The sequence below is a fragment of the Desulfoluna butyratoxydans genome, assembly GCF_900699765.1.
Taxonomy (GTDB): domain Bacteria; phylum Desulfobacterota; class Desulfobacteria; order Desulfobacterales; family Desulfolunaceae; genus Desulfoluna; species Desulfoluna butyratoxydans.
On record NZ_CAADHO010000004.1, the window covers coordinates 180,445 to 203,189 of the forward strand.

Here is a 22,745-nt window from a genome sequence, read left to right on the forward strand (position 1 = left end):
AAATGCGTTCACCCTGCCTTATCTCATGGCAGGCAGTGCGGTGCGGCTTGCCGTGACCCAGTTTTCAGCGGGGGCATTCTCTTTCAGCACCTCTGCCAGGGGAATCCCTTCAGCGCCCGAGGGGGCCTTGATTTCAAGGATACTCGCAAGGGTCGGGGCGATATCGTACGGGGTGACGGGCCGCGTGATGCGTTGTGCGGGGATGCCCCAGCCTGCGAAAAAGAGGGGAACATAGGTGTCGTCCCCCTGGGGCAAAGCGGAGGGCGTTTTGCCGGTAACGTAAGTGGATGGCGCAGCGATGACGTGGATGTTGCCGGAGCGACCGGCATGGAAACTGTCGAGGATCGCCATGTTGGTCGGGGTAGGGGCCACGGTCCCTTTAAGAAGGTCTGTGCGGGTCAGAGCTCCGGCAATGCCCGGGATGCTCACGATCTCTTCGGCGGCCGTTGCCTCCACCCGGGCAAGGCTGACTCCGGTTTTTGCGATCTCCTTTTCGTTGAGATAGACGTACGGGTGGTCGTAGAGCCGGACGACTGATTCGGGGACATCCAACCGCCTGTTCAGGGCCTTGGCCAGGGTATCCCGGAGCACGGAACCGGAGGGCAGACATCCCACGTCAAAGCCGAGGCTTGCCAGGTGCTGGGGTGTCTCGCACATGCCGTGGTTGGATGAGAGGACAACGAGTGTCCGGTCCAGGCCGATTTCCTTGTCAACGTATCGGAACAGGTCGGCCAGCAGCTTGTCGACCCGGAGGATGGTGTCTTCCACCTCAAGGCTGGAGGCGCCGAAGAGGCGCCCGATGCTATCGGTGGCTGAAAAGCCCACGGCCAGAAAGTCGGTGCGGGGCCCTTTTCCCAGTTTTTCTTCCCTGATCAGGGCTTTGGCAAACTCCGCTGTCAGCTCGTCCCCGAAGGGGGTGGCGGCCAGGGTGGCGTAGAAAAGCGTGGGATCTGCGTTGACCGGGTGCGGAAAGGTCGTGCCCAGGCCGAACATGTCCACTTCAAAGGGGCGCCTGTCATTTGCACCGAAGAGGTAGGTGGATGGGGCGTGAAGAAGCTGCCACGATCTGCTTTTGTAGGTGTCGGCGTGTTTTTTCGCGTTCCATTGCGCAACCCAGTCAGGGTACTGCGTGAAGTAGTAGCTGCTACTCACAAAGGAACCGTCGGTTGTGGAATACCAGAACGCCTTGCCGGTGTGGCCCCCCGGGAGGATGGCGCCCTGATCCTTGAGGGAGACGCTGAACATTCTGGTTCCGCCGTTTGTGGCCATTGACAGCTCATCACCGACGGTGGCCGCGAGCATCTGCGTGGGGGCCCGGCCTTCGCCTTCAACCGGCGCCTTTCCGATGAGGGGATACCTGTCATCCTCGCAACTGGTGATGACGCGGTCTTTGTCCCGGTCGAACCAGCTTCCGGCCACAATGCCGTTGCGGGAAGGGGAGGTGCCTGTGAACAGGGCTGCATGGCCCACGGTGGGCTCGGTTCCGGCATGGGGAAAGCTGGCGTTCGTGTAATGGGTCCCCTGCTGCATCAGGTAGCGCAGCCCCCCTTTGCCCAGGCGTTCCTTGTATCGCATGGGAAAATCGCCGCGCATGTCATGGACGGTGATTTGAAGCACCAGGGCTGGCTTTTCCCGGAGCGGCTTTGCATGGGTCCAGGTGGCTGCGGCAAGCATCAGGAGCGGCAACATCCAATAGACTGGTCGGTATGCTTTCATGGGTGTGTCCTCTTTTCGGTTGGCAGGGGCCGGTGATGGGTTAAAAGAGCCGTGGTGTCGGGTTTTTGCACGGTCTGCAATGATTTATTGATTTGTATAGAGAACAATGTTGTGGTTTGCGATGGGTGTATTCGTATCAGGGCCGTCGGCTTCTGTCAACGGATGGGCTTCGGCTTCCATGGACGGGTCGAGGACCGCAACTTGATTCTCCAATTGGCATCGGGTAAGATGTAAGTCTGTTCAACCAAAGGGGTTATGGTTGCGCCTGCACGGTGCGCTTCCCCGACATCGCGTGCCCTCTGTTCGTTTCTCTCCATCATTCTGCCTGCGTTTGTCCCCGGCAGGGCACGCTCCCATATCCACCGGGGCATCATGCTCCATCACCGACGCCTCATTGCGGCGCTTTTTCCAATACATGTGCCGCCCTTCCCGGGCGAGTTCCATGGCCTTAAGGGACGGGACGGCTCCTGTTCGATCACCACCAAATCTAAGGAGATGACGCATGGATACGTCCACCTCGTACCTGGGAATGTCGATCAAGAACCCTATTGTCGTGGGAAGCTCCGGATTGTCCGGAACGGTGGAAGGGGTCAGGCGCCTTGCGGAGAACGGGGCAGGGGCCGTGGTGTTGAAATCCCTTTTCCAGGAGGAGATCAACCTTGAAAGCGACAAGGTGATCCGGGACACCAAGGCAGCGGACGCCTCGGTAAAGTATTTTGACTATGACGGCAGGAAAAACCCCATTGAGTTCTACGGGTACAAGGTCCGGGAAGACAACCTCAACCGCTACACCACCCTGATACGCGAGTCCAAGGCCTCGGTGGACATACCCGTCATCGCCAGCATCAACTGTTATTCCGATTCACTGGAGTGGATCGCCTTTGCCCGGGAGCTGGAAAGGGCAGGGGCCGACGCCCTGGAGCTCAACATGTTCTTTTCCCCGACCCAGTTCAGCCAGGGCCGCAAGGACAAGGAGGAGCTCTATTTTAAGATCATCGAAAAGATTCTGGGGGTCGTCTCCATCCCTGTGGTGCTGAAGATCTCCCACTACTTCACAGACCTCGGGCCCATGATTCAGAAGCTTTCACAGACCGGCATCCACGGGCTTGTGCTTTTTAACCGGTTCTTCAGCCCCGATGTCGATATCAAGAAAATCGAGGTGGTGCCTTCGTACCTCTTCAGCACGCCTGCGGAGATGGCCCTGTCCCTTCGCTGGGTCGCCATCATGGCTGAAAAGGTGGACTGCGCCCTGGTGGCCTCCACCGGCGTCCATGACGGTGCCGGGGTGGTCAAGCAGATCCTGGCCGGTGCGGACGTGGTGCAGGTGGTCTCGACCCTCTACAAGAACGGGGTCAAGCACCTGGGGGTGATGATCGAGGAGCTGGAGACGTGGATGGGCAGCAAGGGGATCCAGACCATTGCCGACTTCAGGGGCCGCCTCTCCCAGGAGAAGAGCAGCGATCCGTCGGTTTACGAGCGGGCTCAGTTTATGAAGTACTATGCGGACAAAAAAAGACTGACCGTGAAATAAAAGGGCTGAACGTCACGAAAAAACAAGGAAAGGGTGTCCGGCAGGCTCCCATTTGGTTTGGCACGATTTTAGATTTCTACATATTCCCCGTGGTTGCGGCAACCTGCTCCCATCAGAGGCCTTTTTCCTTGACCCCTTTGCGCTGTTTGGCATACGCCATTTCTAAGATCAGAATTTTCGTATTGAAAAAATACGCAATACGAAATTCTGACGCATAGTTTTGATGCGTTCGTTTATTCATCAAGCAGGAAGATGCGATATGCCAGACATTTTAGAGGTCGTAAAGAGCAGAGATCCCCACGAACCCGAGTTCCACCAGGCCGTCACCGAGGTGGTGGAGTCGGTGGCCCCCGTTCTGGAGCAGAATCCCGAATACCGCAGGCACAATGTCCTGGAGCGGATCGTGGAGCCCGAACGGGTCATCATGTTCCGTGTACCCTGGGTGGACGACGACGGGCAGGTCCAGGTCAACCGTGCCTTTCGTGTTCAGATGAACAGCGCCATCGGGCCGTACAAGGGCGGGTGCCGGTTTCATCCCTCGGTGAACCTCGGGATACTGAAGTTCCTGGCCTTTGAGCAGGTGTTTAAAAATGCCCTGACCACCCTGCCCATGGGCGGAGGCAAGGCCGGATCCGACTTTGACCCCAAAGGAAAATCGGACAACGAGGTGATGCGGTTCTGCCAGAGCTTCATGGCCGAGCTTTTTCGCCACATCGGCCCCAACACCGACGTGCCGGCAGGGGATGTCGGCGTGGGCGCCCGGGAGGTCGGCTACCTGTTCGGCATGTACAAGAAGCTGACCAATGAATTTACCGGCGTGCTCACCGGCAAGGCCCTCAACTGGGGCGGCAGCCTGGTCCGGCCCGAGGCCACGGGATACGGCGCCGTCTATTTCCTTGAAGAGATGCTCAAGCTCACAAACGAGACCATGGAAGGCAAGACCGTTGCCATCTCAGGATACGGTAACGTCGGGACCTATGCCATCGAGAAGGTCAATGAACTGGGCGGTAAGGTGGTGACAATCGCTGACGAGGACGGCTACGTCCATGATCCCGAGGGGATCAAGGGTGAAAAACTCGCCTACATGGCCGACCTGTGGACCGTTTATAGGCGGCCCGCCAAGGATTACGCCGACAGGTTCGGCTGTGAGTGGGTCCCGGATAGGCGCCCCTGGGAGGTTCCCTGTGACGTGGCCATGCCCACGGCCCTGGAAAACGAGCTGGACCGCGCGGACGCCGAAACCCTGGTGAAAAACGGGTGTCGTGCCGTGGTGGAGGTGGCCAACATGCCCTGCACCCTGGAGGCGGTCCACTATTTCAAAGACAACAACATCCTCTTTGCCCCTGCCAAGGCGGCCAACGCGGGCGGGGTGGCCACCTCGGGCCTTGAGATGAGCCAGAACAGCATGCGTCTCTCCTGGAGCCGTGAGGAGGTGGACCGGCGACTCAAGGGGATCATGCAGAACATCCATGCCACTTGCCTGAATGCGGCCGAACAGTACGGCATGCCCGGTAACTATGTGGCCGGGGCCAACATCGCCGGTTTTATCAAGGTGGTGGATGCCATGATAGACCAGGGGGTTGTGTAGCCCCTTGCCAAGCGGACGCCCGTTGGGCCGCGGCCTGCGGCCGAGGGCGGGCATCCGTTTCATCGATACACCTCTGACATGATGGCGGATGGTGCGGACGTCGGCGACCAAGGGAAGCCTGCCGGTTTTTTCGCACCATGCGCTACCCCCTGTCCTGTCTTCCTGTTGTTCGTTTCACCGCACCCCGCCCGTTGACCGTGTCTGTCTCTTCGGCGGTCCGTACCCCCGTTCATCCCCCCTTGTGTTGCCAGGTGGCCGCAGGGGGACCGCGCATCCCGTGGCCGGGATGCTTCTTCACATGCCGTGGGACCCCGGTTCCCAACAGAGGTGTGTATGCCCTTTCACCGCATCAAGACCATCTCGCGTCGCCTTAAAGGTTCCCTGGCTGCAAAGCAGCTGTTTTACATCCTTGTCTTCAGCTTCCTGATTACCTTTATAGGGACCAGTTTCAACCTGTTCCTGGAGTACAGAAAAGACCTGAGCGCCGTGGACGACCAGTTCACGCAGGTGAGGGAAGGGCACCTGGAGAGCCTCTCGGGGAGCCTGTGGCAGCTCGATGACCTCCAGATTACCACCCATCTCAATGACATGCTCACCATGCGGGACCTCATCTACCTGGAGATTCGCGAGAATGGGGAGGCGCTCTTTACGGCGGGCCGGTTGAAGGAGGGCGAGCAGTGGGTGCGCAGGGGGTTCGACATGTTTTTCACCCACGGCAGCGGGCAGCGTCATATCGGTGTTCTGGACGTCTATGCATCCCTTGAAGGGGTTCATCGGCGCCTTTACGAGCGCCTCTTTGTTATTCTGGTGACCCAGGCCCTGAAAACGCTGCTGGTCTCCATGGCGATCCTGGCGGTGCTTCACCGCCTGGTGACGCGGCATATCACGGCCATTGCAGGGTATGCCACGTCCATACGGCCCCAGGAGCTGGGCACGCGCCTGGAGCTGCTCAACAGGAAGGCGGACCCCGAGTGCCCGGACGAGATCGACGAGCTGGTATCGTCGTTGAACCAGATGCGACAGCGCCTGTATCACGACATGGAGCGCCGCAAGGCAGTGGAACATCAGCTGGCACGGAACCGGGCCCTTCTGGACGAAACCCAGAGACTGAGCAACATCGGGGGCTGGGAATTCCATGTGGACGATGAGCTGTTTCTCTGGACCAACCAGCTTTATGAAATCCACGGGTTGGAGGTGGACCCGACGCTGGACCATTTCACGGAGTCCATGTCCTGTTACTGCAAAGCAGACGGTGAGGCGGTGTCCAAGGCGTTTTCCCAGTGTGTCGAGCTGGGCCGCCCCTATGACCTGGATTGTGAGATCACCACCCACAAAGGGGAGAAGAAGTGGATCCGAACCACGGGACGCCCGGTTTTCGACGGGGAGAAGGTGGTCCGCGTGGTGGGCAACATGATGGATATCACCGAGTCCGTCAAGGCAGAGGAGGCCCAGAGACGGTCCCTCAAGACCTTGAAGACCGTTTTGGACAGCGTGGACGCCATCATCTGCGTATCGGATACGAAGACCTTTAAGATTTTGTTCATGAACAAGGCCATGATTGAGAGCTTCGGAGAGGGGCTCACCGGGCAGGAGTACCATGCCCTCTTTATGGCCGGACGGGAAAGGGAAGGCCCTCCGGGGAGCTCCCCCCGGGGAGGGATCCCGGACAGCGCCGGGGCGCTGGTGTGGGAGAGCCGCAACCAGGCCGGGGCGTTTTACATCAACTACGAGCGGAGCATCCAGTGGGTGGACGGACGACAGGTTCGGTTCCATCACGGGGTGGACATCACCCAGATTAAAAAGATGGAGGAGGAGCTTCGCCAGACCCACAAGATGGAAGCCATCGGAGGGCTCGCAGGGGGGATCGCTCATGATTTCAACAATATTCTTTCGTCGGTCCTGGGCTATACCGAGCTTGCCCTGGACGATGTGACCCCGGACACGCGGCTGGAAGGCTATCTGCAGGAGATTTACCTGGCCGGGACCCGGGCCGTAACGCTGGTTCGGCAGATCCTCACCTTTGCCCGCCAGGGTGACGAGGCCACCGTGCCCATTCGGGTGAAGCCCGTTGTGGAAGAGGCCCTTAAGCTCATCCGCTCCTCCATCCCGAGCACGGTGGAGATTACCCGTGATATTGAAAGCGAATCCAATATTCTGGGCAACGAGACCCAGGTGCACCAGATCCTCATGAACCTGTGCACCAACGCGGCCAGTGCCATGGAGGAAGAGGGCGGGGTCCTGGATGTGAAGCTCTTTGATACGGCCCTGGGGTACGGGGGGACACCGGTGCCGGTTTCGCTCCTTCCGGGCAACTACCTGACCCTGAGGGTTGCCGACACCGGGTGCGGCATCCCGGCTGAGGTGAAGTCCTCTATTTTCGAGCCTTTTTTTACCACCAAGGGCCCCGGGGAAGGCACGGGCATGGGCCTTGCCATGGTCCATGGCATTGTCAAGAAGTGGGGGGGAGAGATCAAGGTGGAGGACAACATCCCGCGCGGTGCGGTGTTTACCGTTTACCTGCCCGTCACCGAGGAACATCGTGAGGAGCCTGAACCACCACCGGACGACGGCATTCTGCCCACGGGCGGTGAGCGGATCCTGGTGGTGGACGACGAACCGCCCATCGCCAGGATGATCGGCAAGATCCTGGGGCGCCTTGGGTACACCGCGGTCATCAGGACGGACAGTGTCGAGGCCCTGGAGCTGTTTCAGTCCGGGCCGGAACACTTTGACCTGGTGATGACGGACATGACCATGCCGGGCATGACAGGGGAGCTCCTGGCCGAGGAGCTGCTCCGTATCCGCCCGGACCTTCCGGTTATTCTCTGCACCGGGTACAGCACCAGGCTGAGCGAAGAGGCCCTCGAGGAGATGGGTGTCAAGGCCTTTATGATCAAGCCCATTGTCAAAAAAGAGTTGGCACGGGTTGTCCGAAGGCTTCTGGATGAGACGGGAAAGGGGATCGAAAAGGGATGACAGGTGCTGTATGCCCTCTTTTTTTTACATGCAAAATTATCGGTGACCGAATGGGGCGTCTGAACTTGATGCTGGTGCTGGTCGTGGGCTTGATTCTTTCGGACGGGCTGGCACAGGCTGCGGAGCCTGCCAAGGCGGTTCCTGTTCACCAGGTGCTGGTCCTGAACTCATACCATCCCGGGTATGTGTGGGCGGATTCTGTCACCGAGGGGCTTCGGTCGGTGTTCGACACCCGGGGGAGTTCCCTGCGGGTCAGTTTTGAATACATGGATACCAAGCGGTATCGCCCGGAGGAGATTTTCGGCACCTTAAAAGAGGTGTATCGCCTGAAATACGGGGCGGTGCGCTTTGATGTGATCGTGGCCGCCGACAACAACGCCCTCAACTTCCTCCTGCTTCACCGCAATGAACTGTTTCCCGGGACCCCGGTTGTCTTCTGCGGTATCAACGGGTTTGACGAGGCCATGATCGCCGGGCACGCGGGGTACACAGGCGTGGCCGAAGATTACGACCTGGCGGGCACCCTGGACCTGGCCCTTGCCATGCACCCGGAGGCGCGCTACGTCGCCTATGTCAGCGGGGCTTCCACCTCCAGCCGCATCAATCGGGAGCGGCTCCTTAAGCTCATCCCGGCCTATGAAGAGCGCGTGACCTTCCTGGACCTGTCCATGAAGCCCATCGATGACCTGAAGGCATCCCTTTCCTCCCTTCCCGACAAGACCCTGGTCCTTTACCTCTCCTATTACCTGACCCCCGACGGAGTGAGGCTCACCGTGCAGGAGAGCACGTCCCTTGTCTTTACCCACTCCGGGTGCCCGGTCTATTCCCCCTGGGAGTATACCCTGGGCAGCGGGGTGCTGGGCGGGCTGATGCTCAGCGGCCGCAGGCAGGCCGAAGAGGCCGCGCGCATTGCCCTGCGTATCCTGAACGGAGAAGCCCCCGGAAAGATTCCCGTCCTGCGCCACACCGCCATCGAGCCCATCTTCGATTACCGGATCCTTCGGCATTTTTCCATTCCCCACAACCGGCTTCCCAGGGGAAGCGTGATCCGATACGAGCCGGTGACGGTCTATTATCAGTACAAATACATCATCTGGGCCACCCTTGGCTTTCTGGCCTATCAGTCGGTGACCATTGTGGTGCTCATGCGGATCATTGCGCGGCGCAAGCGGGCCGAGGCCCGGGAGAAAAAACTGGAAGCACAGCTCCGCCAGTCCCATAAGATGGAGGCCATCGGCACCTTTGCCGGGGGCATTGCCCATGATTTTAATAATATCCTGGGGGGAATCACCACCTGCACCGAACTGGCCTTGGAGGAGGTGGGGGAAGAGGGGACCGCCCGGGAGGACCTTTCCCATGTGCTCAAGGCCGCCCGTCGGGGCAAGAGCCTGGTTCGGCAGATCCTTGCCTTCAGCCGGGACAAGCAGCAGGAGAAGCAGCCGGTGCAGATGACCCGGCTGCTGACGGAGTGCCGCCAGCTTTTGAAGAGTTCCATCCCGGCCACCATCGATGTCCGCCTGGACCTTAAGGCCCGGTCCGGCCTTGTGCTTGCCGACCCCACCCAGATCCACCAGGTGATCATGAACCTGTGCACCAACGCCGCCCATGCCGTGGAAAACCAGAAGGGGTTCATCGAGATCACCCTGGACGCCGTGGACCTGGACAACAAGGCAGCCCTGGTCCATCCGGACCTGAGCCCGGGGCGCTACTCCCGCCTCAGGGTGAGGGACAACGGAAAGGGGATCCCCCCCGAAGACATGGAGCGGATCTTCGATCCCTTTTTCAGTACCAGAAAAGAGCAGGGCGGTACGGGCCTCGGGCTTTCCATGTCCCACGGCATCGTCAAGCGACACCAGGGCGCCATTACCGTGGCCAGCCACCCGGGGCGGGGGACCATTTTTACCGTGTACCTGCCCTGTGCCCACGCCGCAGAGCCCGCCAGGGACGGGGGGGAGGCACCGCCGATTCCAAAGGGCAAGGAGCGGGTTCTCCTGGTGGATGACGACGAGCAGATGATTTACGGCACCGAGAAGATGCTGTGTCGCATGGGGTACGAGGTGGTGGCCCATACCGAGAGCCTGGCGGCCTTAAAAGCGGTCCGCACGGATCCCCGCGGGTTTGATCTGGTGATGACCGATCACATGATGCCCTACCTTAACGGCATGGAGCTGGCCAACGAGATCAGGGCCCTGTGCCCTGAGATGCCCATCATCCTGTACAGCGGCTATCAGGACGGCACCGGGAGCCCCCCGGCAGGAGACCTTGAAGATCACGGCATCCGCGCTTTTATGAAAAAGCCCTTTAATCGGGCAGAGCTCGCCAGGACCCTCCGAAAGGTCTTGAATCCGGAGGAAACGAAGAAACGGTAACGTGAAGGGACGTGGGGGATCAGCTTCCTGTCCCCCGGGAAAGATTCCTGTCCGGCAAGAAAAAACCCCGCTTTGGAGAAAGCGGGGTTTTTGCGTTTTTGTGTGCAATACCTTGGAACGGCAGGGGATATGAAAAAATATACTTTTTGGTACGGGGGCTGCAATACATCCGATCACACGAACCATTCGCACCATGACGGTGCGGGATGAACCGAAGGGGAAGGATACAGGATGGATTACAATGCTGAGAGTTTAGCGCTTCACGCCAAAAGCGTGGGCAAAATCGAAGTGGTCTCCAAGGTCGCCATCGGGACCCGGGATGACCTGAGCCTTGCGTACACCCCGGGGGTGGCCCAGCCGTGCCGGGAGATCAGCGATGAGCGGGACGAGGTGTACCGGTACACGGCCAAGGGCAACCTTGTGGCTGTGGTCACCGACGGAACCGCGGTCCTGGGCCTGGGGGACATCGGGCCCGAAGCGGCCATGCCCGTGATGGAGGGCAAGGCCATTTTATTTAAAGAGTTTGCCGATGTGGATGCCTTCCCCATCTGCCTTGCCACCTGCGATGTGGATGAGATCGTTCAGTCGGTCAAGATGATCGCCCCCACCTTCGGGGGGATCAATCTGGAGGACATCTCGGCCCCACGCTGCGTGGAGATCGAAGAGCGGCTCAAGGCGGAGCTGGATATTCCGGTTTTTCATGACGACCAGCACGGCACGGCCATTGTGGTGGCCGCGGCCCTGATCAACGCCTTGAAGGTTGTGGGCAAAGAGCTCTCCGATGTCCGGGTGGTGGTCAACGGGGCCGGAGCCGCCGGAGGGGCCATCATCAAGATGCTCCTGGACCTGGGCGTGACAGACATTCTCGCCTGCGACAAAAGTGGCCTTCTCCGGGAAGGGGATCCCCAGAACCCGCCCCACCTTGAGGCCCTGGCCCGCAGGACCAACCGGGACAAACGCACGGGCGACCTTGCCGATGCCATGGTGGGCTCCGACGTCTTCATCGGGGTTTCTGCCGGGAACGTGGTGAGCCGCGAGATGGTTGCTTCCATGAACGAAGGGGCCGTGGTGTTTGCCATGGCCAACCCCACCCCGGAGATCATGCCCGACGACGCGCGCGCCGCAGGGGCTGCCGTGGTGGGCTCCGGGCGATCCGACTTTCCCAACCAGGTGAACAACGTCCTGGCCTTTCCCGGGATTTTCCGGGGCGCCCTGGACGCCCGCGCAGGGGAGATCAACCCCTCCATGGCCCTGGCCGCGGCCTACGCCATCGCCGGGATCATCACAGACGATGAACTCACCGCCGAGTATGTGATCCCCGATGCCCTGGACCGGCGCGTGGGCAGGCAGGTGGCCGATGCCGTCAAGCAGGCGGCGTATGAATCCGGTGCAGCCATCAGGAAATAACGTTTTATTTTAGGAGAGATGAAGATGTCTACAGCAACGACCGCCGTCATGCCCGCACAGGGCCTTCGCGACTACAAGATCATGGGGATTCCCCTTCCGTTTTTTCTCGTGTTAACCGGCGTGGTGTTTCTCACCACCTACCTCCAGGTCCTGCCCAAGGGCATGGTGGGGGCCTTGCCCCTGATGATGGCCCTGGGCGCCATTTTCAATGAAATCGGTGACCGCACCCCCGGCATCAAGGATTACTTGGGGGGCGGGCCCATCCTGATTATCTTCGGCTCAGCGGCCCTGGTCACCTACGGGGTCCTTCCCCAGCCCTCGGTGAAGATCATGACCAGCTTCATGAAGAGCGAGAGCTTTCTGAGCTTCTACATCGCGGCCCTTATCACGGGCAGTATCCTGGGCATGGATCGCAAGCTCCTGATCCGCGCCTCGGTGAGGTACCTGCCGGTGATCCTGGGGGGCGTGCTCGTCTCCATTCTCATGACCGGTACCGTGGGCATGCTCATGGGCTACGGGTTTAAAGAGGCCATTCTCTACATCGCCATTCCCATCATGGGCGGCGGCATGGGCGCAGGGGCGGTTCCCCTGTCCCAGATCTTCGGCAGCACCCTGAACCTCGACCCTGCGGCCATGATGTCCCGCATGGTTCCTGCCCTGGCCCTGGGCAACGCCTTTGCCATCGTGGCCGCCGGTATCCTGGACAGGATCGGCAAATCTTCTCCCTCCCTCACGGGCAACGGCACCCTCATGAAAAATCAGGACGCCGTGGCCGAGGAGACCGAGGAAGAGACCTCCATCGACTATCAGCTCATGGGCATCGGCCTGCTTATGGCCACCACCTTCTTCGTCTTCGGCAAACTCCTCGGCAGCTTTATTCCCCTGCACTCCTATGCCCTGATGATTATCAGCGTGGCCGTGGTCAAGGCCCTGGGGATTCTTCCCCGTAAATACGAACTGGGAGCCTTCCAGTGGTTCCGTTTTGTCATGGTCAGCATGACTCCGGCCCTTCTGGTGGGCATCGGTGTGGCCTACACCAACCTGAACCAGGTCATCGACGCCTTCTCCATCCAGTATGTGGTCCTGGTGGCCGTCACCGTGGTGGGCTCCATCATCGGATCCGGCTTTGTGGGCCGTCTCTTCGGGTTCTACCCCATCGAAGCCGCCATCACCGGCGGGCTCTGCATGGCCAACATGGGCGGCACCGGCGACGTGGCGGTTCTTTCCGCCTCCAAGCGCATGGATCTCATGCCCTTTGCCCAGATCTCCTCACGAATCGGCGGGGCCTTTATGCTGATCCTGGCAACCGCCCTGCTGAAGATGATTATGTAAGGTAACCTCCCGGGCTATCCCCCCGACCAAAACACCCTCCGGCAATGATGCCGGGGGGTGTTTTGTCGTTGGGGGTATTTCGCTTAAAGTCAAGCGAGTTCAACGTGCCTTGAATCGTGTTTCCAGACGAATGAAACGGGCCTCTCCGGCAAAAGCGGTTGCCTTATGTCACACATCACGCGAATGCCCCGAAAACGATCGCATAATGGCAGTCTCCAGGCATTCTCCACAGGGTTTCAAGGTGCCCCCACCTTGCCGCCGGAGGCAAGCTGAATCGTTACACGTTTTTTTTATGGCGGCGGGCTGTGCCGGGGAGTGACAAAAAACGCTGTGATCTCACAGGTCTCTTTCATGGATGGCCTGCGGGGTTATGGTAACACCCCGGGCCGGATCAAATAAGGGCGGGACATGGCACCCACCTTGAGGTAAAGAGAGACCCGAATCCATGGATTCGGACAGTTTGTTCTATCAATGATCGCAATGACTCCGGTCCCATGATGAGCACTTCGGAGCGGAACCGACCGGAGGGGAAGGAAACTGAAAATGGATTACAACGCGGCGAGCTTAGCGCTTCACGAGAAGAGTGTGGGTAAAATCGAGGTGGTCTCCAAGGTGGCCGTCGAGAACCGGGATGACTTGAGTCTGGCGTACACCCCCGGGGTGGCCCAGCCATGCCGGGAGATCAGCGGCACCAAAGACGAGGTGTACCGCTACACGGCCAAGGGGAATCTTGTGGCTGTTGTTACCGACGGCACCGCTGTCCTGGGCCTGGGGGACATCGGGCCCGAGGCCGCCATGCCGGTGATGGAGGGCAAGGCCATTCTCTTCAAGGAGTTTGCCGATGTGGATGCCTTTCCCATCTGCCTTGCCAGCACCGACGTGGAAGAGATCGTCCAGTCCGTAAAGATGATCGCCCCAACCTTCGGCGGCATCAACCTTGAGGACATCTCCGCACCCCGCTGTATGGAGATCGAAGAGCGGCTCAAAGCCGAACTGGAGATTCCGGTTTTCCATGACGACCAGCACGGCACGGCCATTGTGGTGGCCGCCGCCCTCATCAACGCCTTGAAGGTGGTGAAGAAAAACCTTTCCGAGGTGCGTGTGGTGGTCAACGGGGCCGGTGCCGCCGGGGGAGCCATCATCAAGCTTCTCCTGGAGCTGGGCGTCACAGACATCCTGGCCTGTGACAAGAGCGGGATCCTCTGCCGGGAGTGCGGGGACAACCCGCCCCACCTGGAGGCCCTGGCGTGCCTGACCAACAAGGCCAAATGCACGGGTGACCTTGCCGACGCCATGGCAGGCGCCGATGTGTTCATCGGTGTCTCTGCAGGCAACGTGGTGAGCAAGGAGATGGTCTCCTCCATGAACGAAGGCGCCGTAGTCTTTGCCATGGCCAACCCCACCCCCGAGATCATGCCCGACGACGCCCGGGCCGCAGGGGCCGCCGTGGTGGGATCCGGTCGTTCCGATTTTCCCAACCAGGTGAACAACGTCCTGGCCTTTCCCGGTATTTTCCGCGGCGCCCTGGACGCCCGGGCCCGGGAGATCAACAGCGCCATGACCCTTGCCACCGCCTACGCCATCGCAGGCATCATCGGCGACGACGAACTCACCGCCGAGTATGTGATCCCCGATGCCCTGGACCGGCGCGTGGGCAAATGCGTGGCCGAAGCCGTGAAACAGGCGGCATTTGAGTCGGGCGCCGCCACGCAGAAATCATAAAAAAAAGCCTCCGGCAGTGCTGTCGGGGGCCAAACTTTTGAAACGTTTGATAAACAGTTTTCTTGATTGGTGCCGACCTGAATCACCGGGCCTGATCGAAGCAAGCCCCATACCCAGGCAATTGAATTGCCTGGGTATGTTTGTTTCGGCTTTCATGCACCGTGCCTGCCACGTTTTATCTCCACGAACTTCACTCGAATGCCATTGCGATTTGCCCTGAGGAACGAAGGGCGAAGCGCAATGGCAACCAGCTTTCGAGGTGACACACCTCGCCGCCGGAGGCAGCCAGGTTAAAGACGCCTCCGGCGGCCCTGCCGGGGGCCAAACTTTTGAAAAGTTTGACAAACAGGTTTTGCTCAATATTCACGAAAATCTTCGCGGAAGCTCTTCCCCTGAGGAACGAAGGGGGAGGGCTTTCGCAATCTGGGGTCCAGGGGATCATCCCCTGGCCGCCGGAGGCACGCTTTTTGAGCCGACTTTAACCATAGAAGGCATGGTTTACGCAAAGGGCTCACCTGAGCCGATGGTTACCTTTTTCAGATTCCCCATGGCTTTGAGCATAAACAGGAGAAAGGCCCCGGATCCGATGATGATCATGACATCGGGCACCATGCGGGTGTTGCCGAGGAGCTGGATGATGTCCCTGGACCAGAAGGCGTTGGAGCGGGCGTGCCAGAAACCGTGGTTGATGTTGTCCAGCACCTGGAGGATTCCCGTGGGCAGGAGGGTGGCGGTGAACATGACAAAGAGCCCGATGTTGATGCTCCAGAAGCTGAGCTTGAGCAGGGTGGGGCTCCATCCCTTGTCTTCCACCAGGCCGCGCATGGAAAACAGGGCGAGACCGATACCCAGGATTCCGTAGGTCCCGAACAGGGCGGTGTGGCCGTGATTGACGGTGAGGTAGGTGGCGTGCTCGTAGTAGTTGACCACCGGGGTGGTGATGGAAAGTCCCATGACTCCGGCCCCCACAAACTCCCAGCAGATGGCGGCCATGAGGAACATCAGGGGGTATTTGTAAGGGAAGTCGCTGCCCCCCTTTACCAGGGCGCTCTGGCCGTGCCACACCTCGGAGAGGAGAAGGAGGATGGGCACCGGCTCCAGGGCGGAGATGGTGGATCCCAGGGCGAGCCAGAGGGAGGGTTCACCGAACCAGTAGTAGTGGTGCCCCACCCCGATGATGCCCGCAAAAAGGGCAAGGCCCACGGTGAAGTAGACGGCCCGGAGACCGGCCTCCAGGCGTACCAGCCCGAGGTTGACCATGACAAAGGCAACGGCCGCGGCCGCAAAGAACTCAAAGGCTCCCTCCACCCAGGTGTGGACCACCCACCAGCGCCAGAAGTCGGCGATGGTGATGTGGGTCTGGGGATCGTAGGTGAGGCCGAAGCTGAAAAAAACCACCACAGCCACCCCGGAGTAAGCCAGGAAATTGGGAAGCCCCCACTTGTCTTGGCCTGCCTTGAAGTGATCCTTCAGTGCCCTTACCACCAGAAAGAGCCAGAGGATGAGGCCGATGAAGAGAAGGATCTGCCAGAGTCGTCCCAGCTCCAGGTATTCCCACCCCTGGTGTCCCAGCCAGAACCAGTAGTCTGCCAGTTTTCCCTTGATGCCCAGGACTTCCCCTGTGAGGCTGCCAACGGCAACGATCAGAACCGCAATAAAGAGAAAATCCACGAGGAATCCTTGCCCTTTGGGCTCCCGGTTGCCCACCATGGGAGCCACGAACAGGGTCATGCCGATCCATGAGACGGCAATCCAGAAGATCGCCAGTTGCAGGTGCCAGGATTTGACCCAGTTGTAGGGGATAAAGGCGGCGATGGCCTTGAGGCCGTAAAAGGAGTCCGGGCTCACCGTGTAGTGGGCCATGAGCCCCCCGACGTTGACCTGCACAAAGAAGAGGGCCGCCACCACCAGGAAGAACTTGGCGGCCTTTTTCTGGCTGGCCGAGATGGGGGCACCGGCCAGGGCCATGGCAGGCTCCGGCTTATAGCCCTGGGCGCCTTTGTTGAACCCGTATTTGTGGTAAATATAGATCATGCCTCCCAGGCAGAGCCCGAAGGCAACCAGGGAGATGGCCGACCAGACAAGGGACTTGCCCGAGACCATGTTGCCCACGCTGGGGTCGTGGGGCCAGTTGTTGGTGTAGGTGTGGGTGTCTCCCGGGCGGGTTGTCCCTGCGCACCAGGCCGTCCAGAAGAAGAAGTCGGCCAGGTTTCGGAGCTGGGTGGGGTCGGTGATGGTTCCGGGGTTGATGGGGCCGTTTTCGTCTCCTTCGGTGAAGAGCCTGTGGTAGAAATCGCGGTTTTTGAACAGGGCCGCCACCTGAAGGGACGTAAGGGTCAGGATGTCGCTCTCCTTGTCGTAGCGGTTGGTCTTGATCTGGCTGATAACCACTGCGTCCACCGCCCCTTTTTCTTCTGTCAGGAGGCCGTCATAGCTGGTTCGAAAGCGCTGAAGGGCCATGACCTCCCGCATGGTGACGCCCATGTTGTGCAGGGCCTGGGCCGTGAAGTCCGGTCCCCGGTAGGTGCCGTGGCCCCAGACGCTGCCCAGGTCCATGAGACCGAACCGTTGCCATACCTGCTGGCCCGCCATGATGGCGCTTTTGCTTGAAAGGGTCTGGCCGTACATGGATTTGACGGCGCCGGGGTAGGGGGGGAGGTCTTTTTTTGTGTACACGAAGCCGACCAATGCGATGGCGATGGAGCTGACAATGGCCAGGAGAAAATAGAGTTTCATCCGTTGGCTGAGCATGGCACACCTCTTGTGTAAGTGGAAACCTGCGTTGTTGGAAGGGCGATCGACCTTGGGGCATCTGTCGGCAGGGGGAGGGGCTCCGGGGTGGTTGCCGACGGTTCAATGCGTAGGAATGTTGAAAGGATCGTACTCTTTCTGGATGGACGCGTCAACGATTGACCTGGACGCAGGAGGGAGCAAAGGGAGGAGAAAACCCAAAAAAAAAGCCCCGCGGCCAGGGGGCCCGGGGCATCGGCTTGCTATACGGACGGGCCCCAAAGGGTCAGGGGCCCGGTTCGGATCAGTGGCAACCGCCTCCGCATCCGCTGCAATCGCTGGGAGAACATCCTCCCGCGGGCTGCTGGGTGGCCTCTTTGCTGATACCCACCACTTCAATCTCAAAGGTGAGGGTCTTGCCGGCCAGGGGGTGGTTCAGGTCCACGGTGACCTTCTCATCGTCCACGTGGGTGATGACCGCCGGTACCTGCTGGCCCTGGGGGGTGGACAGGGCGATGGCCTGGCCCACCTGGGGGTTCATTTCCGGGGGAACGTCGGAAGCGGGAAAGTCCATGGTGTGATCATCGGAACGTTCGCCGTATGCATCTTCAGGCCCTAAGGTGAAGGTTTTTTTATCACCCACCGAAAGGTCCATCAGGGCCGCTTCAAACCCGGGGATCAACTGGCCGGTTCCCATCTGTACTTCAAGGGGATCGCGTCCTTCACTGCTGTCAAAGACTTCGCCGTCGGCAAGGGTTCCTTTATATGCGACCTGAACGAACAATCCGTTTTCTACTTTTTCCATGGGGTCTCCTTTTTGGAAGACTTGCGATGGCCCGGGAACAACCAGACCGGGTGACGGCGGGGGTCCGGGGCATCCATAGGTATCCAACCCTTGCACCGCGACCCCTGGATAAGGGGCTCGTCGGCAGAAGAATTGATGAGTCCCGGGACGGCAATGTTCCGCAGGACATGAACTTCAGTTAAAGATAGGGGTGATTGGTCAATTGTCAAGGCCGGGTTGTGAAGAGGTGCTCCTCCCTACATATCTCCGAACAGGTACTGCACGATGGAAAGGGCAGCCAGGGGGGCTGTCTCTGCCCGGAGGATGCGCGTGCCGAGTCCGGCAATGAGGCAGCCGGCTCCCTTGGCCAGCTCGGCTTCTTCCGGGGTAAAGCCTCCCTCGGGGCCGATGATCAGGGTGATGTCGGTGATGCCGGTCGTGTCCATGGCGCCCAGCTCTTTAAAGGAGACCTGGGCCTCTTCCCAGAAGAAGAGCTTCAGGGTGTGGGGACCGGAGGGCAGCCCTTCAAGCAGGGTTTTCAGTTCGGTGGTGCGGCAGATGGAAGGGGCCGTGGTGCGGCCGCATTGCTTGACGGCCTCCCCGGCGATCTTTTCCCAGCGGGCTTCGCGCTTCTCCAGTTTGTCCCCTTTGGGCCGGGCCACCACGCGGCTGGAGAAGAAGGGCTGAAAGGCGGCCATGCCGAGTTCGGTCAGGTGGCGTACCAGGTCGTCCATCTTTTTCTCTTTTAAAAAGGCCTGGCAAAGGGTGATGGACGGCATTGAGGAGGGGGTCTCCTGCCGGGAGGCGGAGAGGGTAACGGAGACGCTTTGTTCCTGAATTTCGTCGATGACGGCATCGTACTCTCCTCCCTGGCCGTCAAGGAGGATGACGGTGTTCCCGGGCTTCAGCCGGAGTACCCGCGTCATGTGACGCGCTTCGTCTCCTGTGATGGTGCCGTGGGTGTCCGTGATGTCCTCTTTGTTGATGAAAAAGCGTCTCATGGGCTCGTTATGTTCCTTTTTTCTCGGGAAAATGATGGGCGCGATCCGCAGGGGTCAGCGGCCGGATATGCGCATTGTTACTGTCTGTAGTAACTGTTCGCCGGGGCCGGGAAGCACCCCCGGCCGGTATCTTTCGGTAAATAACATCTTGACAACCTCATTTCCATAGATTAATTCTTCACGAAGTTTTATCGCTAAAAGTGACGGAAGGCGACACCCGCCTTTCGCATGTGAAACGTACAGATAATCGGCAAAGAGAAAAAAAATGATTCGATTTTTCAGCGCATTTTATTATTTTTATTACTGGTATCACATCGGTGTACCCAGGCATGCGCTGAACCACACACACTTGTAAGCGTAAAACAGCCGTGGGTAGACCAACACAAGGTCCCACGGCACTCCAGATCAGCAAAAAAGAAGCATCCAGGCCGTGGAAGATACCTTTCACGGCCTTTTTTTATGCTTCAAACCCTCGGGCGCCTCTGATGAGAGGGCCCATTCTCTGGAGGAGAACATCATGAGCAGCATCGGCAAGATGATTCGTTTTGAACGGATTTTCAACAGAACCACCGGCCGCACCATCATCGTCCCCATGGATCATGGGACCACCGTGGGCCCCATTAAAGGGGTCATCGACATGAAATCCACCATTCAAAAGGTCGCCAACGGAGGCGCCAACGCCATTGTGGAGCACAAGGGCCTTGTGGCCGAAGGGCTCCGGGGTACCGGTCCCGACATCGGCCTGATTATCCACCTCTCCGCCTCCACCTGTCTTTCCCCCTTTCCCAACGCAAAAACCCTGGTCTGCAGTGTTGAAGAAGCCATCAAGCTCGGAGCCGACGCCGTGTCTCTTCACCTGAACCTGGGGGACGCCGACGAAAAGGAGATGCTCCACGACTTCGGCCGGGTCAGCGCGGATTGCCGCACCTGGGGATTGCCCCTCCTGGCCATGTGCTACGCACGCGGCGAAAAGATCACCAACAGCTACGATGTCAATTTCGTCAAGCATGCGGCCCGGGTGGGCGGCGAGCTGGGGGCGGACATCGTCAAGGTAAACTACACGGGAAGCCCGGAGAGTTTCCGTGAGGTTACCGAGGGGTGCAACGTGCCCGTGGTCATCGCCGGGGGCGAAACCATGGATTCCGACCGGGAGATCCTGGAGATGGTCAAGGGCTCCATTGATGCAGGCGGTGCCGGTATCTCCATCGGCCGCAACGTGTTCCAGCATCGCGACCCGGAAAACCTCGTTAAGGCCATGCACATGATCATCCATCAGGATCTCTCCGTGGATGAGGCCCTGGATCACCTGGAGTCCATGGCTTAAGGGCGGTGGCTGCGGGAGGTCCCGTTGCCCACGCGCATTTCGCAGGGTTTTCCTGCAAGGGTATTGATATTTTTATCTTCCTGAAACGGAATGTATGCATTTAAACATGAAGGACGGTTTGATGATGAGAAAAATATGGGTAAAAGCAGACCCCTGGGACAAAGAACTGGTGCTCACGGCCCTGGAGTCCGGGGCCGACGGGATCATGGTCCCCGACGGCTGCTCGGAAAAGATCAAGGAGCTGGGGCGCGTCACCACCATCTGTGCCGACGGCGACCTGGTACCGGGCAAGGACGTGGAGATCTTCACCATCACCAGCGGCGACGACGAGGAGGCCATCTGCCGCCTTGCCGCCCAGAAATTGGTGATTCTGGAATGCACGGACTGGACCATCATTCCTTTGGAGAACCTCATCGCCAAGGGCGCGGACGTGGCGGCCCTGGTGCACTCCTTTGACGAAGCCCAGCTGGCCTTCGGTATCCTGGAAAAAGGGGTAAAGCAGGTGATGCTCGACACCCGGGACCCAGGGGAACTGAAAAAGACCCTGGAGCTTCTCAAGGGTGAGGCCGGGAGCCTTTCCCTGGTGGAGGCCGAGGTCATCGACGTGAAGAACATCGGCATGGGCGATCGCGTCTGTGTGGATACCTGCCGGAACATGGAGAAAGGCCAGGGCATGCTGGTGGGCAACTCAAGCAGCGCCCTGTTTCTGGTCCATGCAGAGACTGTCTCCAATCCCTACGTGGCGCCGAGGCCCTTCAGGATTAACGCGGGCGCCGTTCACGCCTACACCCGGGTCCCCGGCGGGCGTACCCGGTACCTGAGCGAGCTGGAGGCCGGCGACGAGGTGGAGATCGTCAACCACGACGGCTCCGTTTCAAGCGCTGTGGTGGGACGCCTGAAAATCGAGAAACGTCCCATGCTCCTCATCAAGGCGCGCATCGGGGACAAGGGTGTTGCCACCATCGTCCAGAACGCCGAGACCATTCGCCTGACCTCACCCGAGGGCGAGCCTGTATCCGTTGTGTCCCTTGCACCGGGGGATCGCGTGTTGGCCTACCACGAAGAGGGCGGTCGCCATTTCGGTCACAAGGTCGACGAAACCATTACGGAGAAGTAACCACCATGGAAAAGCCTCACCCCGATGGGGACTCCTTTGAAAAAGAGCTGGCCGGTCTGCGGGAGAAAATCGACGGCATCGACACCCAGATCGTGGCCCTCATCAACCAGCGGCTGGGCGTGAGCGCGGCCGTGGGGGAGCTGAAGCGCCGTTACGACAGCAAGGTCCTGGACCGATCCCGGGAATCCCTGATCATGGACCGTATCTGCCGCCTCAACGAGGGGCCGGTGGACGACACCGTGCTTCAATACATTTTCAGCGTCATCATGGCGGCGTCCAGGGAGCTCCAGAAACCCCTGACCATCGCGTACCTGGGGCCGGAGGCCACCCACAGCCACCTGGCAGCCCTCAACCACTTTCGCCACTCGGGGCGCTTTGCCCCCTACCGCAACATCGCCGAAATCTTTGCGGAGGTGGAGCGCGGCGGCTGCCAGTACGGGGTGGTGCCCGTTGAAAACTCCATCGAAGGGGCGGTGACTCACACCCTGGATCTTCTCTTTGAGTCGGAGGTCACCATCACGGCGGAGTACTACCAGACCATCAGCCACGACCTTCTTTCTCTCTGGGGCAACCTTGACGAAGTAGAGGTGATCTACTCCCATCCCCAGCCCTTTGCCCAGTGTCGGAGCTGGCTTCAGCGGAACCTGCCCGACGTGGTGCTGGAGGAGTGCAGCAGCACGGCCCAGGCCGCCTTAAAGGCCGCGGCCAACCCCAAATCCGCTGCCATCGCCAGCTCCAAGGCCGCACAGGTCTACGGCCTGAGGGTGGTGGAGTCCAAGATCGAGGACTCTTCCAGGAACGAAACCCGGTTCCTCGTCCTGGGCAAGGAGGAGCAGGCCCCCACAGGGGACGACAAAACCTCGGTGATGTTCGTGACCTCCCACATCCCCGGCGCCCTGTTTACCACCCTGGAGCCGGTGGCCGACGCCGGGCTCAACATGGTGAAGCTGGAGTCCAGGCCCACCAAGCGGGAAAACTGGAGCTACTTTTTTATCATGGACATCGAAGGCCACAAAGACGATGCCCGGGTGAAGCGGGTGCTGGCCACCATGAAGGGGCTTTGCCTCTACCTCAAGGTCCTTGGCTCCTATCCCAAGGGGTTCCACGGCGGGTACCGCAGCGCCGATGAAAGCTCCCGGGAGGTGTGA

At 59.8% G+C, this 22,745-nt stretch carries 14 protein-coding genes; 10 read left to right on the forward strand and 4 right to left on the reverse strand.

Annotated features, from left to right (window positions below; genetic code table 11):
- Window positions 1-18: 18 nt before the first annotated feature.
- A complete protein-coding gene (locus MSL71_RS13000; RefSeq protein ID WP_180140967.1) occupies window positions 19-1,716 on the reverse strand; it encodes an alkaline phosphatase family protein in 1,698 nt (565 codons plus the stop codon).
- A gap of 502 nt (window positions 1,717-2,218) precedes the next feature.
- Between MSL71_RS13000 and MSL71_RS13005 the strand changes: the two genes are divergently transcribed.
- The 7 genes from MSL71_RS13005 to MSL71_RS13035 all read left to right on the forward strand — a co-directional run bounded on the left by MSL71_RS13005 (window position 2,219) and on the right by MSL71_RS13035 (window position 14,641).
- The gene (locus tag MSL71_RS13005; protein WP_180140969.1) at window positions 2,219-3,247 is read left to right on the forward strand and encodes a dihydroorotate dehydrogenase-like protein; all 1,029 of its coding nucleotides are present in this window, start codon (window positions 2,219-2,221) and stop codon (window positions 3,245-3,247) included.
- A gap of 259 nt (window positions 3,248-3,506) precedes the next feature.
- Entirely contained in the window at window positions 3,507-4,835 is a 1,329-nt protein-coding gene (gene gdhA, locus MSL71_RS13010) for an NADP-specific glutamate dehydrogenase (protein WP_180140971.1), read from the forward strand.
- 333 nt (window positions 4,836-5,168) lie between these two features.
- Window positions 5,169-7,811, forward strand: a complete 2,643-nt coding sequence (locus MSL71_RS13015; RefSeq protein ID WP_180140973.1) for an ATP-binding protein — start codon at window positions 5,169-5,171, stop codon at window positions 7,809-7,811.
- A 50-nt stretch (window positions 7,812-7,861) separates the two neighbouring features.
- Window positions 7,862-10,180, forward strand: a complete 2,319-nt coding sequence (locus tag MSL71_RS13020; protein WP_180140975.1) for an ATP-binding protein — start codon at window positions 7,862-7,864, stop codon at window positions 10,178-10,180.
- Window positions 10,181-10,411: 231 nt separating this feature from the next.
- Complete coding sequence (locus MSL71_RS13025; RefSeq protein ID WP_180140977.1) at window positions 10,412-11,587, forward strand: NAD(P)-dependent malic enzyme; 1,176 nt, start codon at window positions 10,412-10,414, stop codon at window positions 11,585-11,587.
- Between the two features lie 24 nt (window positions 11,588-11,611).
- Window positions 11,612-12,919: a 2-hydroxycarboxylate transporter family protein gene (locus MSL71_RS13030; protein ID WP_180140979.1), complete on the forward strand. Its 1,308-nt coding sequence runs from the start codon at window positions 11,612-11,614 to the stop codon at window positions 12,917-12,919.
- Between the two features lie 543 nt (window positions 12,920-13,462).
- On the forward strand, window positions 13,463-14,641 hold the full coding sequence (locus MSL71_RS13035; protein ID WP_180140981.1) for an NAD(P)-dependent malic enzyme: 1,179 nt from the start codon (window positions 13,463-13,465) through the stop codon (window positions 14,639-14,641).
- Window positions 14,642-15,139: 498 nt separating this feature from the next.
- Here the strand turns inward: MSL71_RS13035 and MSL71_RS13040 are convergent, their stop codons facing one another.
- From MSL71_RS13040 to MSL71_RS13050, 3 genes are all read right to left on the reverse strand, one after another.
- Window positions 15,140-17,392: a nitric-oxide reductase large subunit gene (locus tag MSL71_RS13040; protein ID WP_180140983.1), complete on the reverse strand. Its 2,253-nt coding sequence runs from the start codon at window positions 17,390-17,392 to the stop codon at window positions 15,140-15,142.
- Between the two features lie 283 nt (window positions 17,393-17,675).
- Window positions 17,676-18,176 carry an FKBP-type peptidyl-prolyl cis-trans isomerase gene (locus MSL71_RS13045; protein ID WP_180140985.1) on the reverse strand — a complete coding sequence of 167 codons (501 nt, stop codon included), beginning with the start codon at window positions 18,174-18,176 and terminating at the stop codon, window positions 17,676-17,678.
- 236 nt (window positions 18,177-18,412) lie between these two features.
- Window positions 18,413-19,156: a 16S rRNA (uracil(1498)-N(3))-methyltransferase gene (locus MSL71_RS13050; RefSeq protein WP_180140987.1), complete on the reverse strand. Its 744-nt coding sequence runs from the start codon at window positions 19,154-19,156 to the stop codon at window positions 18,413-18,415.
- A 517-nt stretch (window positions 19,157-19,673) separates the two neighbouring features.
- Here MSL71_RS13050 and MSL71_RS13055 point away from each other — a divergent pair.
- The 3 genes from MSL71_RS13055 (at window position 19,674) to pheA (ending at window position 22,745) form a co-directional block, all read left to right on the forward strand.
- A complete protein-coding gene (locus tag MSL71_RS13055) occupies window positions 19,674-20,480 on the forward strand; it encodes a 2-amino-3,7-dideoxy-D-threo-hept-6-ulosonate synthase (protein ID WP_180140989.1) in 807 nt (268 codons plus the stop codon).
- A gap of 121 nt (window positions 20,481-20,601) precedes the next feature.
- Window positions 20,602-21,597, forward strand: a complete 996-nt coding sequence (locus MSL71_RS13060) for a 3-dehydroquinate synthase II (protein WP_246317786.1) — start codon at window positions 20,602-20,604, stop codon at window positions 21,595-21,597.
- Window positions 21,598-21,602: 5 nt separating this feature from the next.
- On the forward strand, window positions 21,603-22,745 hold the full coding sequence (gene pheA / locus MSL71_RS13065; RefSeq protein WP_180140991.1) for a prephenate dehydratase: 1,143 nt from the start codon (window positions 21,603-21,605) through the stop codon (window positions 22,743-22,745).

Bases quoted from the DNA above. Each gene is read 5' to 3' on its own strand.
- MSL71_RS13000 (WP_180140967.1), bottom strand. From the start codon at position 1,716: ATGAAAGCATACCGACCAGTCTATTGGATGTTGCCGCTCCTGATGCTT.
- MSL71_RS13005 (WP_180140969.1), top strand. From the start codon at position 2,219: ATGGATACGTCCACCTCGTACCTGGGAATGTCGATCAAGAACCCTATT.
- gdhA (WP_180140971.1), top strand. From the start codon at position 3,507: ATGCCAGACATTTTAGAGGTCGTAAAGAGCAGAGATCCCCACGAACCC.
- MSL71_RS13015 (WP_180140973.1), top strand. From the start codon at position 5,169: ATGCCCTTTCACCGCATCAAGACCATCTCGCGTCGCCTTAAAGGTTCC.
- MSL71_RS13020 (WP_180140975.1), top strand. From the start codon at position 7,862: ATGGGGCGTCTGAACTTGATGCTGGTGCTGGTCGTGGGCTTGATTCTT.
- MSL71_RS13025 (WP_180140977.1), top strand. From the start codon at position 10,412: ATGGATTACAATGCTGAGAGTTTAGCGCTTCACGCCAAAAGCGTGGGC.
- MSL71_RS13030 (WP_180140979.1), top strand. From the start codon at position 11,612: ATGTCTACAGCAACGACCGCCGTCATGCCCGCACAGGGCCTTCGCGAC.
- MSL71_RS13035 (WP_180140981.1), top strand. From the start codon at position 13,463: ATGGATTACAACGCGGCGAGCTTAGCGCTTCACGAGAAGAGTGTGGGT.
- MSL71_RS13040 (WP_180140983.1), bottom strand. From the start codon at position 17,392: ATGCTCAGCCAACGGATGAAACTCTATTTTCTCCTGGCCATTGTCAGC.
- MSL71_RS13045 (WP_180140985.1), bottom strand. From the start codon at position 18,176: ATGGAAAAAGTAGAAAACGGATTGTTCGTTCAGGTCGCATATAAAGGA.
- MSL71_RS13050 (WP_180140987.1), bottom strand. From the start codon at position 19,156: ATGAGACGCTTTTTCATCAACAAAGAGGACATCACGGACACCCACGGC.
- MSL71_RS13055 (WP_180140989.1), top strand. From the start codon at position 19,674: ATGAGCAGCATCGGCAAGATGATTCGTTTTGAACGGATTTTCAACAGA.
- MSL71_RS13060 (WP_246317786.1), top strand. From the start codon at position 20,602: ATGATGAGAAAAATATGGGTAAAAGCAGACCCCTGGGACAAAGAACTG.
- pheA (WP_180140991.1), top strand. From the start codon at position 21,603: ATGGAAAAGCCTCACCCCGATGGGGACTCCTTTGAAAAAGAGCTGGCC.